This is a genomic window from Silicimonas algicola (assembly GCF_003148765.1).
GTDB classification, from domain to species: domain Bacteria; phylum Pseudomonadota; class Alphaproteobacteria; order Rhodobacterales; family Rhodobacteraceae; genus Silicimonas; species Silicimonas algicola.
Genome location: NZ_QGGV01000003.1, coordinates 365,807 through 378,833, shown reverse-complemented (window position 1 = coordinate 378,833; position 13,027 = coordinate 365,807). Strand labels below are relative to the sequence as shown.

Annotated in this window: 14 protein-coding genes; 5 read left to right on the top strand and 9 right to left on the bottom strand. The window is 66.0% G+C overall.

The window, feature by feature from the left end:
* Window positions 1-54: 54 nt before the first annotated feature.
* From C8D95_RS09265 to C8D95_RS09250, 4 genes are read right to left on the bottom strand one after another with little or no spacing between them, the layout of a single operon-like run.
* Window positions 55-783 (bottom strand): proteasome-type protease, encoded by a 729-nt coding sequence (locus C8D95_RS09265; protein ID WP_109758887.1) that lies wholly within the window; start codon window positions 781-783, stop codon window positions 55-57.
* Window positions 784-810: 27 nt separating this feature from the next.
* Entirely contained in the window at window positions 811-1,611 is an 801-nt protein-coding gene (locus C8D95_RS09260) for a transglutaminase family protein (protein WP_109758886.1), read from the bottom strand.
* A gap of 5 nt (window positions 1,612-1,616) precedes the next feature.
* A complete protein-coding gene (locus C8D95_RS09255) occupies window positions 1,617-2,555 on the bottom strand; it encodes an alpha-E domain-containing protein (protein ID WP_109758885.1) in 939 nt (312 codons plus the stop codon).
* A gap of 4 nt (window positions 2,556-2,559) precedes the next feature.
* Window positions 2,560-3,984 carry a circularly permuted type 2 ATP-grasp protein gene (locus tag C8D95_RS09250; protein WP_109758884.1) on the bottom strand — a complete coding sequence of 475 codons (1,425 nt, stop codon included), beginning with the start codon at window positions 3,982-3,984 and terminating at the stop codon, window positions 2,560-2,562.
* A 446-nt stretch (window positions 3,985-4,430) separates the two neighbouring features.
* Between C8D95_RS09250 and C8D95_RS09245 the strand changes: the two genes are divergently transcribed.
* Both C8D95_RS09245 and C8D95_RS22005 read left to right on the top strand, forming a co-directional pair.
* Complete coding sequence (locus C8D95_RS09245; RefSeq protein WP_109758883.1) at window positions 4,431-4,661, top strand: hypothetical protein; 231 nt, start codon at window positions 4,431-4,433, stop codon at window positions 4,659-4,661.
* A gap of 197 nt (window positions 4,662-4,858) precedes the next feature.
* Complete coding sequence (locus tag C8D95_RS22005) at window positions 4,859-5,017, top strand: hypothetical protein (RefSeq protein ID WP_164721519.1); 159 nt, start codon at window positions 4,859-4,861, stop codon at window positions 5,015-5,017.
* Between the two features lie 71 nt (window positions 5,018-5,088).
* Here the strand turns inward: C8D95_RS22005 and C8D95_RS09240 are convergent, their stop codons facing one another.
* The 5 genes from C8D95_RS09240 to C8D95_RS09220 form a co-directional block, all read right to left on the bottom strand.
* Window positions 5,089-5,955 (bottom strand): transglutaminase family protein, encoded by an 867-nt coding sequence (locus C8D95_RS09240; protein WP_109758882.1) that lies wholly within the window; start codon window positions 5,953-5,955, stop codon window positions 5,089-5,091.
* A gap of 277 nt (window positions 5,956-6,232) precedes the next feature.
* Window positions 6,233-7,408, bottom strand: coding sequence for an MFS transporter (locus C8D95_RS09235; protein ID WP_109758881.1), 1,176 nt, complete (start codon window positions 7,406-7,408; stop codon window positions 6,233-6,235).
* Between the two features lie 114 nt (window positions 7,409-7,522).
* Window positions 7,523-8,827 carry a TRAP transporter large permease gene (locus tag C8D95_RS09230; protein ID WP_109758880.1) on the bottom strand — a complete coding sequence of 435 codons (1,305 nt, stop codon included), beginning with the start codon at window positions 8,825-8,827 and terminating at the stop codon, window positions 7,523-7,525.
* A complete protein-coding gene (locus tag C8D95_RS09225) occupies window positions 8,814-9,314 on the bottom strand; it encodes a TRAP transporter small permease (RefSeq protein WP_109758879.1) in 501 nt (166 codons plus the stop codon). The genes C8D95_RS09230 and C8D95_RS09225 overlap by 14 nt, the downstream gene beginning before the upstream one ends.
* A gap of 70 nt (window positions 9,315-9,384) precedes the next feature.
* Entirely contained in the window at window positions 9,385-10,362 is a 978-nt protein-coding gene (locus tag C8D95_RS09220) for a TRAP transporter substrate-binding protein (protein ID WP_109758878.1), read from the bottom strand.
* 139 nt (window positions 10,363-10,501) lie between these two features.
* Between C8D95_RS09220 and C8D95_RS09215 the strand changes: the two genes are divergently transcribed.
* The 3 genes from C8D95_RS09215 (at window position 10,502) to C8D95_RS09205 (ending at window position 12,936) form a co-directional block, all read left to right on the top strand.
* The gene (locus tag C8D95_RS09215) at window positions 10,502-11,281 is read left to right on the top strand and encodes an SDR family NAD(P)-dependent oxidoreductase (protein WP_109758877.1); all 780 of its coding nucleotides are present in this window, start codon (window positions 10,502-10,504) and stop codon (window positions 11,279-11,281) included.
* A gap of 97 nt (window positions 11,282-11,378) precedes the next feature.
* A complete protein-coding gene (locus C8D95_RS09210) occupies window positions 11,379-12,197 on the top strand; it encodes a lytic murein transglycosylase (RefSeq protein WP_109758876.1) in 819 nt (272 codons plus the stop codon).
* A 58-nt stretch (window positions 12,198-12,255) separates the two neighbouring features.
* The gene (locus C8D95_RS09205; RefSeq protein ID WP_109758875.1) at window positions 12,256-12,936 is read left to right on the top strand and encodes a spermidine synthase; all 681 of its coding nucleotides are present in this window, start codon (window positions 12,256-12,258) and stop codon (window positions 12,934-12,936) included.
* Window positions 12,937-13,027 lie beyond the last annotated feature (91 nt).

Here is a 13,027-nt window from a genome sequence, read left to right as displayed (position 1 = left end):
CGCTTGAGGCCCGGCTCTCATAGAAGCCAAACCTGAACGGAGCGCTAATCCCTCCTAGGGATCAGGCACCCTCTCGAAATCGGGCAGGCTGTCCAGCGCAGCCTTCAGGGCGTTGCCCCAGGCAAGCGAGATCTCGTTGAAGTAGGGATCGTCGACCCCGATGCGGCCCGTCGGACCCAGCTTCAGGCTATCCCTCGAATAGAGGTGATAGTCGAAGGGCGCGCCGACGCTCAGGTTCGCCTTCAGGGTGGAATCGAAGCTGACGATCAGAAGCTTCATCGCCTGCTCGAAGGACAGGGCGGGGTCATAGGCCCGGACGAGGATCGGGCGGCCGTATTTCGTCTCGCCGATCTGGAAGAACGGCGTGTCGCGTCCGGCCTCGATGAAATTGCCCTCGGGATAGATCAGGAAAAGGCGCGGCGGGCTTTCCCCGATCTGGCCGCCGAGGATCATCGTCGCCGAAAACTTCTGCGTCTCGGCGGTGAGCCCCCCCTGCCGGTAGCGCGCGACGACCTCGCGCAGAGTGTCGGCGACCATGTTGGCCGCCTGGAACATCGACGGTGCGGTCAGAAGCGTGGGCGTCCGGTCCTCGGGCGACTTCGAGCGCTCGTTGAGGAGGCTTACGACCGACTGGGTGGTGGCCAGGTTGCCCGACGACAGGAGCGTCAGGACCCTGTCGCCCGGCTCCTCCCAGAGCGTGATCTTCCGGAAGGTCGAGATGTTGTCGAGACCCGCATTCGTGCGCGTGTCCGACATGAACACGAGCCCGCGGTCGAGAACCATACCTACGCAATACGTCACGGGCGCCCTCTACTGCTCCACCACGTCGAGCGAGACGTCGAGCCGCTCGCCCGACCCGCCGACGCGCATACCAGATACCGGCGCGGCCTCGGAATAGTCCAGTCCCGTCGCGACCCGGACATAGCGCGTGTCGGGCGAGATGCCGTTCGAGACGTCGAAACCGACCCATCCCAGCCCTTCGATTTGCGCCTCGGCCCAAGCGTGCATCGCCTCCTGCGCGGTGCGGTCGTTCAGCATGAGGTAGCCCGAGACGTAGCGGGCCGGGAAGCCCATCTCGCGCGCCGCCGAGAGGAAGATATGGGTGTGGTCCTGGCAGACGCCCTGCCCCGCTTCGATCACCGTTTCGACCGTCCAGTCGGACTGCGACACGCCCGTGACATAGTCCACCCTGTCGCGGATCGCGGTGGACAAGGCGTGCAGCCGCTCCAGCGCCTCGCCCGCGCTGTCGAGACCGCGGACCAGTGCCTTGACGCCGGTCTTCGCTTCGGTCAGCGGCGTCTCGCGCCGATAGAGCCAGAGCGGCGCCGGCCCCATGTGCCTGCCGACGATGCCGCTCATGTCCTGAAGCTCGATTTCGCCCTCTGAGACGATCTCCAGCTCGGTCGTGCCCTTGCCGCAGGCGATCAGCTCGGTGACGTTGCGGTGATGATCGAGGAAAACCAGCTCCTTCGTCCCGCCCGTCGCCCGCGTCTCCCAGGACACGACGCTTTGTGCGGCGTTGGTCCGGGGCGTCATGCGGATCTGCTGAAGCGCGAAGCGGAGCGGCTTCTTGAACTGGTAGCGGGTCGTGTGCTTGATCATCAGCCTCATGCGGGTCACTCGTAGAACCGGTAGTCGACTTCGATCTGGCGCGCGACGCGGGCCAGAAGGTCGAGATAGGTTTCGATGAACTCGTGGAGTCCGTAATCGAGGACGTCGTCTATGTCGCGCCGCAGGTGGTCCTGCTGGATGCGGCTCACCATGGACTGTGCCTCGGTCGGATGCTCGGGCGGGGCAAGGTACTTGAGGTTCTCGCCCAGCTTGTTGACGCAGAAGGCGAGGCTGCGTGGCATCTTCGTGTTGAGGATCAGGAAATCGATGATCTGGCGCGGGCCGGCGCCGGGGCCGTATTCCATGCGGAAGCCTCCGCGCGCCGAGACCGACCGCAGGATGCTTTCCCAGTGGACGTTGTCGACCGCGCCGCCCACGGCGCTCGCCGACGGCAGAAGGACATAGTACTTCACGTCGAGGATCCGCGCCGTGTTGTCGGCGCGCTCGAGAAAGGTGCCGACCCGCGCGAAGTTGTAGATGTCGTTCCGAAGCATGGTCCCGTGGGTCATGCCACGCACCAGAGCGGTCTGCCGGCGAAGCGCGACGAGAACGCCCGGCAGGTCGCGCTCGCCCACCTTCCGCGCCAGCGTCTCCTGCGCCATCATGTAGGTCGAGTTCATCGACTCCCAGACTTCGCCCGTGATCGCCGTACGCACCAGCCGCGCATTCTGACGCGCCGTCTCGATGCAGCGCAGGACGGACGATCCGTTCTCCCGCGCCCGCAGAAGCCAGTTGATCGCGGCTTCCTTCGTGACCCCTTCGTTGGCCGCTTCGAAGGCCTTGAGCCCGCCCGCCGTCTGGAGGATCGCGCGCCACTCGTCATCGCTGCCGTGAAGCCGCGTCAGCGCGATGCGCTGCCCGGCCTCGATCAGCCGCGCCGTGTTCTCGGCCCGCTCGAGGTAGCGGTACATCCAGAAGAGGCCGTTCGCGGTCTTGCCCAGCATCGCCTCAGTCCTCCAGCACCCAGGTGTCCTTGGTGCCGCCGCCCTGGGACGAGTTCACCACCAGCGACCCCTTCTTGAGGGCCACGCGCGTCAGGCCGCCTGGCGTGATGGTGACGCCCTTCGGACTGAAGAGGACGAAGGGACGCAGATCGACGTGCCGGGGCGTCAGGCCGGTGCGCGAGAAGATCGGACAGGTCGACAGCGCAAGCGTGGGCTGCGCAATGTAGTTCCGCGGCTTCGCCTCCAGCTTCTTTCGGAATTCGCGCAGCTCGGTCTTGCCCGCGGCGGGACCGACGAGCATCCCATAGCCGCCCGAGCCGTGGACCTCCTTCACGACGAGGTCGCCCAGGTTGTCGAGGACATGCGATAGCGACTCCCGGTCCGAGCAGCGCCAGGTGGGCACGTTCTTCAGAAGCGGCCGCTCGCCGGTGTAGAACTCGACGATGTCGGGCATGTAGGAGTAGATCGCCTTGTCGTCGGCGATGCCGGTTCCGGGCGCGTTGGCGATGGTGATGCCGCCGGCGCGGTAGACGTCCATGATCCCCGGCACGCCAAGCGTGCTATCGGGATTGAAGTTGAGCGGATCGAGGAAGTCGTCGTCGACGCGGCGGTAGAGCACGTCGATCGGCTTGTAGCCGTCCGTCGTCCGCATCGCCACGCGCCCGTCGACCACGCGCAGATCCTGCCCCTCGACCAGTTCGACACCCATCTGGTCGGCCAGGAAGGAATGCTCGAAATAGGCCGAGTTGTAGATGCCGGGCGTCAGCACGGCCACGACGGGCGTATCCGCCGCACCCGCCGGCGCGCAATCCGACAGGGACTGGTTCAGAAGCGCAGGATAGTTCTGCACCGGCTGCACGCGGTTCTGCGAGAACAGCTCGGGGAACATCTGAAGCATCGTCTCGCGGTTCTCGAGCATGTAGCTGACGCCCGAGGGCGTGCGCGCGTTGTCCTCGAGCACGAAGAACTCACCCGGCCCCGTGCAGACGAGGTCGATGCCGACGATGTGGGTGTAGATGCCGCCCGGCGGCTCGACCCCGATCATCTGCGGAAGGAACGCCTCGTTGCCCGAGATCATCGCTTCAGGGATGCGGCCCGCCTTCACGATCTCCTGCTTGTGGTAGACATCGTAAAGGAACGAGTTGATGGCGCGAACCCGCTGCTCGATCCCCTTGCAGAGCTTGTTCCATTCGGCGCCGCCGATGATGCGGGGGATGATGTCGAAGGGGATGAGGCGTTCCTCGGCCTCGGCGCGGCCGTAGACGTTGAAGGTGATCCCGCTCAGGCGGAACAGCTCTTCAGCTTCGCGCTGCTTGGCGCGCAGCCGCGCCGGGTCCTCGGCCGAGAACCAGTCGTGGAACTTGCGGTAGGGTTCGCGCAGCGTCTCGCCGGTGCCCCACATTTCGTCAAAGACCGGCCGGTCCGTCATGTGCCTCGCTGACCCCTCGTCCGCCACCGGCGTTTTTCTCGCCGCTCCTCCACATTCTCGCCCGGCAAAGAGGCGAAAGGCCAGAGGAAACCCGCGATGTCGCGGGGAACGCCGGATTTTTGTGCGAAGGCTGGCGGTGACGGGCCGTGGGCAAGTCCTCGAGCGCGATGCTGGAGCAACGGTGGGGCGAGTCGCCCCCGGTCACTTTCGGCGCCCCTTGTAAATCAGGGTTTTGTCCCTTAAGTTACAGGGGCGTCAATCTTCTGATCGGCAGCCCCTTTTCCTTTTCCATCGGCTTTCACTTGGAAGACGACGACCGCGGGGCCGCCGCATCCGCCGACGCCGCCACAGCCGAAGAGCGCCGCCATGAGCCGTCACGGGACCTCTTTGGCCGCTGCCTTCACTCAACCCGGACGCGGCACAGCCGCGAAGTTACAGGACCGCGCATGAGCAACTCAATCGATGACCTTCTCCTCAGCGCACCGCGTCTGCAGGGAGCCCGGGACCGACACGGCGTTCCCGTCGGCCTTTTCAAGGAAAAGCGGCCCTCTCCGTCGACGCCTATCGACAAGACGAGCGCGGCGGCGAAGGTGATCATCGACGCCGAAGCCACCGAGCGGGCCGACAAGACCGCCCGTCTGAAGGCAGCCCGCGAGGCGCGCGACCAGGATCGTTGATCCCGGGCCTGCCTTGCTTTACGGACGGACAGGGTGCCCCCGCGGTACCTGTCGCCGACAGATACCGAAGCCTGGCCTCCTGCTTTTGCGGGAGGGGGGCGTGTTGTAATGGTGCGGACGACTTGAACGCAGGATACTGAACTGACGAGTATCTTCTGCTCATCGGTGACCTCGAAATCAAATGGAGAGACGACACGATGGGCTATTCAACACCGAAGAAGCAGCTGGACCTGAAGGAATTCCTGAGCCAGCCGACCAAGAAGCCTCAGATGAAGCGGTTCGGAATGCGCAAGGCGCCGACGCCCGTGGTTGAGGCTGAAGAGACGGCTCCCGACGCGGAAAAGACCGAAGGCTGACTTGCCTGCATCTGTCGCGACCGTGCGAGGCGCGGTCGCGACCGTTTCACCCCTGCGACGCGCCGAAGCGTCTAGGTGGTGAAAACCTTCACCTCCACATCGAGCGACAGCTGATCGGACGTGCGGCCGTGAAAGCTGCCGCTGATCGGTGAAACCTGCTCGATCCGTCGCCCCACGGCGACGGGTATGAGCCCGGCGGATCCGACGGCACGGTTCGTCGGATCGAAGGGGATCCAACCGGCGCCCGGCACGAAGACTTCGGCCCAGGCATGGGTCGATCCGCCGCCCGAGGATCCAATCAGCGACCTGTCCGGATCGAAGAGATAGCCCGAGACGATACGCGCCCCCAGGCCAAGTGTCCTGACCGCTTCCGCGAAGAGCACCGCGAAGTCGCGGCAACTGCCCCAGCCCCTGTCCAAAGTCTCCAAAGGCCCCTGCGTGCCCTCCGTCTCGCGGCTCTCGTAGAGGATCTGCGCGGTTATGCCGTTGCTGATGTCCTTGAGAAGCGACAGCGTGTCGGTCGGCCGTCCCATCACGAAGCCCTCGACCCAGTGCGTCAGCCGCCCTGCATCGTCGGCGTACTGCGGCGCGACGAGGGCGCCGAGGTCGACGAGGTCGTCGATGTCATAGGCGAACGGAAAGGACGTCGCGGAGGCCGCGATGGGGAAGACCGGCCAGACCGGGGCGGTGATCTCGACGCGCGTGCGCGAGCGGATCGAAAGCGTGTCGGACATCGCATCGAAGTTCGCCGTGGCGATCGCGTTGCCCGCCACGTCGTGCGACCAGTCGATGCGAGCCGCAGGCACGATGTCGAGTTCGAACGACGTCAGCGAGAGATCCCGCGTCTCGCGCGGGCGCAGCATCATGCGATGCGGACCAAGCGTCACCGCCGCCTGATAGCGATAGTGGGTCGCGTGCGTGATCGTGACGGATGCCATGATGCTAGGACTGGCCCTGGCCGACGGGACGCGCGCCTCGCAGAGCAGCCACGCCTGGGGACAGCGGGCTGCATCTCGGGCAGGCTCGCTTTGCGGCGTTGCCGTCCGTCGCCCCTGTGGGGCCGCCATGAACATCCGTCATCTGCGTTCCTCGTCCTGTTTCGCGCGATCCTGTCGCGCAGAGCCCCCACGAGGCCTCACCACTGCCGGACATCATATGGGGCTCGAACGCGCCGTTACGATCCCGATGTCTCGGATAGAGCCTCGGATGCGTCGCTCACCCACGAACGGCGCGCCAGAGCAACGCCAGAAGGACCACGTTCGCGGCCGCCAGCGCCGAGATCGTCGAGAGCGCAGCGTCCGCCCCCGCGTTGGCGATCACCCAGGCCCCCAGCAACGGAGCCGCCGCCTGTGCGACGAGCGACGGGCGCGCCAGCCGTCCCATGACCGCGGGATAGCGCTCGACGCCGAACACGGCCAGCGGCAGCGCCCCCCGCGCGATGGAGAAAAGCCCGTTGCCCCCGCCATAGAGGATGAGCGCCGCCCCCGCGACACCCACGCCAGCGGCCAACAAGGCCAGCCCCGCCGCGATGGCCAGGACCGACGCCGCCAGCGTCCAGATCGGGTGGTGCCGCCCCCTGCCCGCCATCTCGAGCACCCGCGCGCCCACCTGCGAGGGACCGATCAGCGCCCCGAGCGCCACCGCGGTCGCAAGCGACAGACCGCGCGCCTGCAACAGAGTGAAAAGCCACGTCGAGACATTGACGACGATCAGCCCGTTGACGACGAGCATCGCCGCCATCAGCCCGAACACTTGCGCGTCACGCCCCTCGAGACCGCTCGGAGGCGGCGCACCGGACGGCGGCCGCTCCCCCGGCGGGTCGGCGGCGGGAATGGCCCAGAGCACCAGCGGCATCGTCCCGAACAGGTGGAGCGCGGAATAGGTCGCGGCGACCCCGCGCCACCCCCAGGCTTCGAGCATCAGCGAGGACAGAGGCCAGCACACCGCGCTGGCGAAGCCGCCCCAGAGCGTCAGCGCCGTGATCGCGCTGCGCGCGTCCCTGCCGTAGAGCCGCCCGAGCGATGCGAACGCCGGGTCGTAGAGCCCCGCCGCCATGCCGAGGCCGAGGACCAGCCAGCCCGCCCAGAACATCCAGAGCTTCGTGGCAATTGCGATGACCAGAAGTCCCGCCGCGATCAAGGCGCATCCCGCCGCCAGGACCGGCCGCCCCCCGTGGCGCGCAATGGCCCGGCCCACCGTGGGAGAGGCAAGCCCCGCCACGAGAAGCCCGGCCGACAAGGCCCCGGTGATCGCCCCGAGGCTCCACCCCGTGTCCGCCGCGATCGGCGCGGCAAGGACCGTCATCAGGTAGTAAGTGCTGCCCCAGGTGAAGATCATCACCACGCCGAGGGCGGAAATCACCGGCCAGCGCCGCGCCGTGCCTTCGGTCATGGGGTCATTCCGGCTCCGTCACCATGTCGGACGCGCCCCTCGCGCCATCTGCCACTCCATGCCTTTTGACACACGACCGTCCGTCCCGCTCAATCGCCCCGCGTCGATCAGGCCTCACTGCACGAAGTTGGGCATCAGCCATCTCGGCAAGGCGAGGATCAGGTCCGGGACAAGAATGATGACGAGGAGCACGACGAGCATCGGTAGTAGGATCACGATGACGTCCCGCAGGGCCTCGATCAGTCGGATCTGACCTATGGCGGAGGCGATCAGCAGGCACAGCCCGTAAGGCGGCGTGACCAGTCCGAAGGCGAGGCTCATCACGCCGATGATCGCGAAATGGATCGGATGCATTCCGACGTGCTGCGTCACCGGATAGAGGACGGTGCCGAGGATGATGATCGCCGGGATCGCGTCGATGAACATCCCGATCAGCAGGAAGGCCAGAGCGCACATGATCCCCGTGCCGATCAGTCCAAGGCCCATCTGGTCGATCTGGTCGACCAGCGCGGCGGGGATCTTGAAGTAGGCGAGGCACCACCCGAAGGCCGAAGCGGTTCCGATGCAGAAGAGCGTGATCGCGGCGAAGCGCGCGCTGTCGTAGAGGACGTGCGGAAGCTGTCGCGGCGTGATGGTGCGATAGACGAAGAGGCCCAGCGACAGCGAGTAGAGCACCGCGACCACCGAGGCTTCGGTCGGGGTGAAGAACCCTCCGACGATGCCGCCGACGATGATGACAGGCGTCATCAGAGCCAGCGATGCGCCTGCGATGGCACTCAGCAATTCGGCAAGGGTCGAGCGCTGATGCACCGGATAGCCGTACCGCTTGGCGTAGAAATACACCGTTATCATCTGCGACAGGGCGATGAGGATGCCGGGAATGACGCCCGCGAGAAACAGGCCGCCGATGGAGACCGACATCAGGCCGCCCCAGACGACCATCAGGATCGACGGCGGGATGATGACGCCCATGACGCTGGAACAGGCGGTGATCGCCACCGAGAAGGACGTCCCGTAGCCCTCCTTCTTCATCTGCGGGATCAAGAGCGAGCCGATGCCCGCCGCGTCCGCCGTCGACGATCCCGAGATGCCGGCGAACAGCATCGAGACCACCACGTTGACGTGGCCGAGTCCCCCCGGAAAGTGACCCACGAGAGCGCGCGCAAGCCGGATCAGCCGGTCGGTGATCCCGGCCGAGTTCATCAGGTTGGCCGCCAGAAGGAAGAACGGCACCGCGAGAAGGATGAAGGCGTTGTAGCTCTTGAACATCTCGCGCATCAGGAGAACCGGCGTCAGCCGGTCGTCTATGAAGAAGACCGGCACCACGGCAAGGCCAAGCGCGAAGGCCACGGGAACGCGCAGGACGACCAGGACACCGAAGGTTCCGAACAGGAGCGCTGCGACTTCACCCGGCCCCATGCATATCCCCTTCGGTCGGGCCGGAGCCCCGGATGTCGTCGTAGATCCGCTCGATGATGAACAGCGCCCAGGTCGCGCCGGCCAGCGGCCAGGCGACGTAGATCATCCACATCGGCAGGCCGAAAATCTCGGACTGCTGGCGCGATCCGAGAACGAAGAAATCCTGCCCCCACCACAGGAACGACAGCGCCATGGCCAGGATGGCAAGGTTGACGAAGAGCCGCGAGGCGAACTCGATCCTGGGGTTTGCGCTGTGCGGAAGGACGTCCACGTCGAAATGGGTGCCGTCGCGGACCGCGATCATCGCGCCGATCATGATGATCCAGACAAAGCAGAACCGCGCGATCTCCTCCGTCCAGATGTACCGCGGGATGACGCCTGTGTAGCGGCTGAGGATCTGCATCGAGACCGGCACGATCAATCCGGCCATCAGCACAGTGATGAGTATCTTCAGAAGGCGGTAATAGCCTTCCAGAATCATGCGCATGGCGCGTCCTGCTCGATGTGTCGGACAATGGGCCCCCGCGCCGCGACGTGCGACGCAGGGGCCTTGTTGGTCACTTCACGGCTTCGATGGCCTGAAGCACGTCGGTCGCGCCCAGCTCTTCGGCATAGGCTGCCTTGACCGGCCCGGCGAGCTCCAGAAGCTTGTCGCGCTCGGTGAACTCGTGGGTCTTCAGCAGGCCCGCGTCTTCCATCGCCTGCAGCTTGTCGCTGTCCTGCCCGCTTTCGACATCGCGGCCCAGCTTGCCGCCGGCCTTGCCCGCCTCCAGCACGCACTGCTGCTCTTCGGGCGTCAGACGCTCGAACGTCGCATTCGCGAAGGCGATCGGACGCACCGTGATGGCGTGCTTGGTCAGCGCGATGTCGGGACCGACCTCGTAGAACTTCATCTGCTCGATGCCCGCAGCCTCGTTCTCGGCCGCATCGATGACGCCGGTCTGAATTGCGTTGTAGACCTCGTCATAGGCGATGACCGAAGGTGCTGCGTTGATCGCCTCGAAGATCCGGGTCTGGATCGGCGCGCCCATGACGCGCATCGGCAGACCTTCGAGCTCGGCCATGTTGGTGATGGGCTTGTTGACGATCAGGTTCCGCGTGCCGCCGCCGGCATAGCCGATGAGGCGCACGTTGGCTTGCTGAAGGACGTCGTCGGCAAGCGGCGCCAGCGCGTCCTGCTCCATGACCGCGTTCCAGTGATCGAGGTCCCGGAACAGGAACGGCATGTCCATCAGCGGCGCCTTCTGCGAGAAGGTCGACATGTGCGACGGGCTGACGATGGCATAGTCCACCGCGATGCCCTGGCTCATGTTCTCGAAGTAGTCCTTCTCGAGTCCAAGCTCGGAATTGAGATGAAGGTCGAAGGTCAGCGATCCGCCCGAGCATTCACCCGCGACACGCTCGAATTCCCGCAAGGCCTTCGTGAAGGCGTGGTTCTCGTCGAACTGAACCGCACCGACGAGTTCGGTCGCCGAGGCGACGGACGCCCCCGTGACAAATGCGGCGCAGACTGCCGCAGCAGCTAACTTTTCCATGATTTCCTCCCTGGAGTACGGCGTTTCTATCGCCGGATTATCCTTCGAGTATGGTGTGAAGTTGAAAGATCGCGCAACACCTGAGTAGATCGTTCGCAAACAACCCGCTCGGCACGGACACCCTTCGAGGAGAGAGAACTTGACCCCAACTTATGGAAGACTGCCCGACCTCGATGGAAAGCGCGTCCTGATCACTGGCGCGTCGACAGGCATCGGTGCGGCCCTGGCCCGCGCGTTCGCCGCACAGGGCGCAAAGGTCGCGGTCCACTACAACTCCAGCCGCGATGCCGCCGTAGGCGTCGTGCGGGACATCGAGGCCGAGGGCGGTTCTGCCGTCCTGGTCCGGGCCGACGCCTCGGACAGCGCGGCCCTTGCCGCCGCCGTCGAAGAGGCGGCAACGGCGCTCGGCGGGCTCGAAGGTCTCATCAACAACGCGGGCGGCATGGTCAAACGCGTCCCCTACGCGGAGGCCACGGACGACGACTATGACCGGATCATGGATCTGAACGCGCGCTCGATCATCGTGGCCTCGAAGGCGGCGTTGCCCCACTTGAAGAAGCAGGGCGGCTTCGTCATCAACACGACGTCCATCGCCGCCCGAAACGGGGCGAGCGGCGGCGCGGGGCTCTATGGGTCGTCGAAGGCCTTCGTCTCGAACGTGACGCGCGGGATGGCAAAGGAGTGGATCGGCAACGGCATCCGGGTGAACGCCGTGTCTCCGGGCGTCATCGCTACGCCATTCCACGAGCGTTATTCGACGCAAGCCCAGATGGACGCGATGCTCGCCACCATTCCGCAGGGGCGGCTCGGCGAGGCGGGTGACTGCGTCGGGGCCTATCTCTTCCTCGCCTCCGAGGCGCTGTCGGGGTTCATCATCGGGCAGACCATCGAAGTGAACGGTGGACAGCTCATGCCGTGACACCGTCGGCCCACGCAGGGGTAACGCCCGCATGGGTTTACTGAACCGGCGATTGCGGCTTTAGTTCTGCACAACGTCCGCCCAGAAAGATCACGCCTTGAAGTCTCGCCTCTCCCTTGTTGTCGTCGCTTTCTCGCTCGCCGCGTCACCCTCCGTCGCGGCACCCTGCATCACGCAGAAGGCGGGCTTTCCCGGCTACGTCCAGGCCCTGTCCTCGGATGCCAGACGCAGCGACATCGGCGAGCGGGGACTTCAGGCTCTCGCATCCAGCCAGCTGTCGGGCATCACCTGGCGTCTCGAATCCAACCCCAGCAGCCAGGGCGGCACCCTGCAGTCGGATCCGGCCACGTTCCTCGCCAAGCGCAGCGGGTCGAGCGCGGCCGCCTTCATCAGCGGGGCAGAGAGCCGCGTCCGGCGGAACGCGAAGCTGTTCGCGGCGATCGAGAAGCGCTACGGGGTGCCGGGATCGGTTCTGGCGACGCTCTGGGGCCTGGAAACGAGCTGGGGCGGCTACCTTGGCGAGACCCCCATCGTGTCGGGTGCGGTGACGCTCGCCTCGTACTGTCGCAGGCACCCGAAGTTCGAGAGCCACGCCCTGGCGGCCCTCACCCTCGTCGACCGGGGTGCGATCAATGCCGCCACACGGGGAGGACCCTCGGGCGAGCTTGGACACCTGCAGTTCCTCGCCGGCAACTGGCTGCAATACGGCGTCGATGCCAACGGCGATGGCAGGGCCGATCCCTATGACGCGGTGGACGCTCTTGCCACGGCGGCCAACATGCTGAGGTCCAACGGCTGGCAGCCGGGTCAGCCGTTCCATGAGGGCACGCGCAACTTCAAGGTCCTGTCGGCCTGGAACGACAGCGGCAACTACCAGCGCGCCATCGCCTATGCCGCCAGCCGCGTGGGCGGGTAGAGCGGCCCCGGACCGGGCCGCTCGAGGAAGACTCCGCTTCGACGAAAGGATCGCTGCCATGGTCCCGTGGATCCATCTGGCGACCGCGACGGCCCCCGACGGGGGGACGCTTCGCCTTCTGCGCCGGGGCGATGAATTCTCGATCCGTCTGGCGGACGGAAACGAGCTCATGAACAGCCGGCTCGGCGGCTCGGAAGAGGCGCTTGGCACGCTCGCCCTGGATCGGCTGGCCGGACGGTCCGCCCCCTGCGTGCTGATCGGAGGCCTCGGCATGGGCTTCACCCTTCGCGCCGTTCAATCGACAGCTCCCCCGAATGCGCGCCTGATCGTCTCGGAGATCGTGCCTGACCTCATCGCCTGGGCTGAAGAGCACATGGCCGAGGTCTTCGGAGCGGCCCTGTCGGATCCGCGGCTGGAGGTGCGGACAGGAGATGTCCTCGGCCAGATACGCGGGGCGACGGGCGCGTTCGACGCGATTCTCCTCGACGTCGACAACGGCCCCGACGGCCTTGTCCGTGCGGACAACGCGACGATTTATGGAACGGAGGGCCTACAATCGGCGCGTCGCGCGCTGACCCCGGGCGGTGTCCTCGCCGTGTGGTCGGCCGCGCCGGATTCGGCCTTCTCCAGACGCCTCTCCCGGTGCGGGTTCGACGTCAGCGAACACACGGTCCGCGCAGGCCGCACCAAACGCGGCGCCCGCCACACGATCTGGATCGCGGTTCGAACAGACGGCTGACGGCCGCTGGAGTCCCGTCACGAGAGCTGCACAAGCCGAGCCCCCAGAGGGCGCCTCAGGTCGGCCGGAGGATCTGACCGTGACCCCAGGT

What these genes read in the sequence shown, in the direction of transcription:
- C8D95_RS09265 (WP_109758887.1), bottom strand. Translation starts at nt 783, where the DNA reads ATGGTTCTCGACCGCGGGCTCGTGTTCATGTCGGACACGCGCACGAAT.
- C8D95_RS09260 (WP_109758886.1), bottom strand. Translation starts at nt 1,611, where the DNA reads ATGAGGCTGATGATCAAGCACACGACCCGCTACCAGTTCAAGAAGCCG.
- C8D95_RS09255 (WP_109758885.1), bottom strand. Translation starts at nt 2,555, where the DNA reads ATGCTGGGCAAGACCGCGAACGGCCTCTTCTGGATGTACCGCTACCTC.
- C8D95_RS09250 (WP_109758884.1), bottom strand. Translation starts at nt 3,984, where the DNA reads ATGACGGACCGGCCGGTCTTTGACGAAATGTGGGGCACCGGCGAGACG.
- C8D95_RS09245 (WP_109758883.1), top strand. Translation starts at nt 4,431, where the DNA reads ATGAGCAACTCAATCGATGACCTTCTCCTCAGCGCACCGCGTCTGCAG.
- C8D95_RS22005 (WP_164721519.1), top strand. Translation starts at nt 4,859, where the DNA reads ATGGGCTATTCAACACCGAAGAAGCAGCTGGACCTGAAGGAATTCCTG.
- C8D95_RS09240 (WP_109758882.1), bottom strand. Translation starts at nt 5,955, where the DNA reads ATGGCATCCGTCACGATCACGCACGCGACCCACTATCGCTATCAGGCG.
- C8D95_RS09235 (WP_109758881.1), bottom strand. Translation starts at nt 7,408, where the DNA reads ATGACCGAAGGCACGGCGCGGCGCTGGCCGGTGATTTCCGCCCTCGGC.
- C8D95_RS09230 (WP_109758880.1), bottom strand. Translation starts at nt 8,827, where the DNA reads ATGGGGCCGGGTGAAGTCGCAGCGCTCCTGTTCGGAACCTTCGGTGTC.
- C8D95_RS09225 (WP_109758879.1), bottom strand. Translation starts at nt 9,314, where the DNA reads ATGCGCATGATTCTGGAAGGCTATTACCGCCTTCTGAAGATACTCATC.
- C8D95_RS09220 (WP_109758878.1), bottom strand. Translation starts at nt 10,362, where the DNA reads ATGGAAAAGTTAGCTGCTGCGGCAGTCTGCGCCGCATTTGTCACGGGG.
- C8D95_RS09205 (WP_109758875.1), top strand. Translation starts at nt 12,256, where the DNA reads ATGGTCCCGTGGATCCATCTGGCGACCGCGACGGCCCCCGACGGGGGG.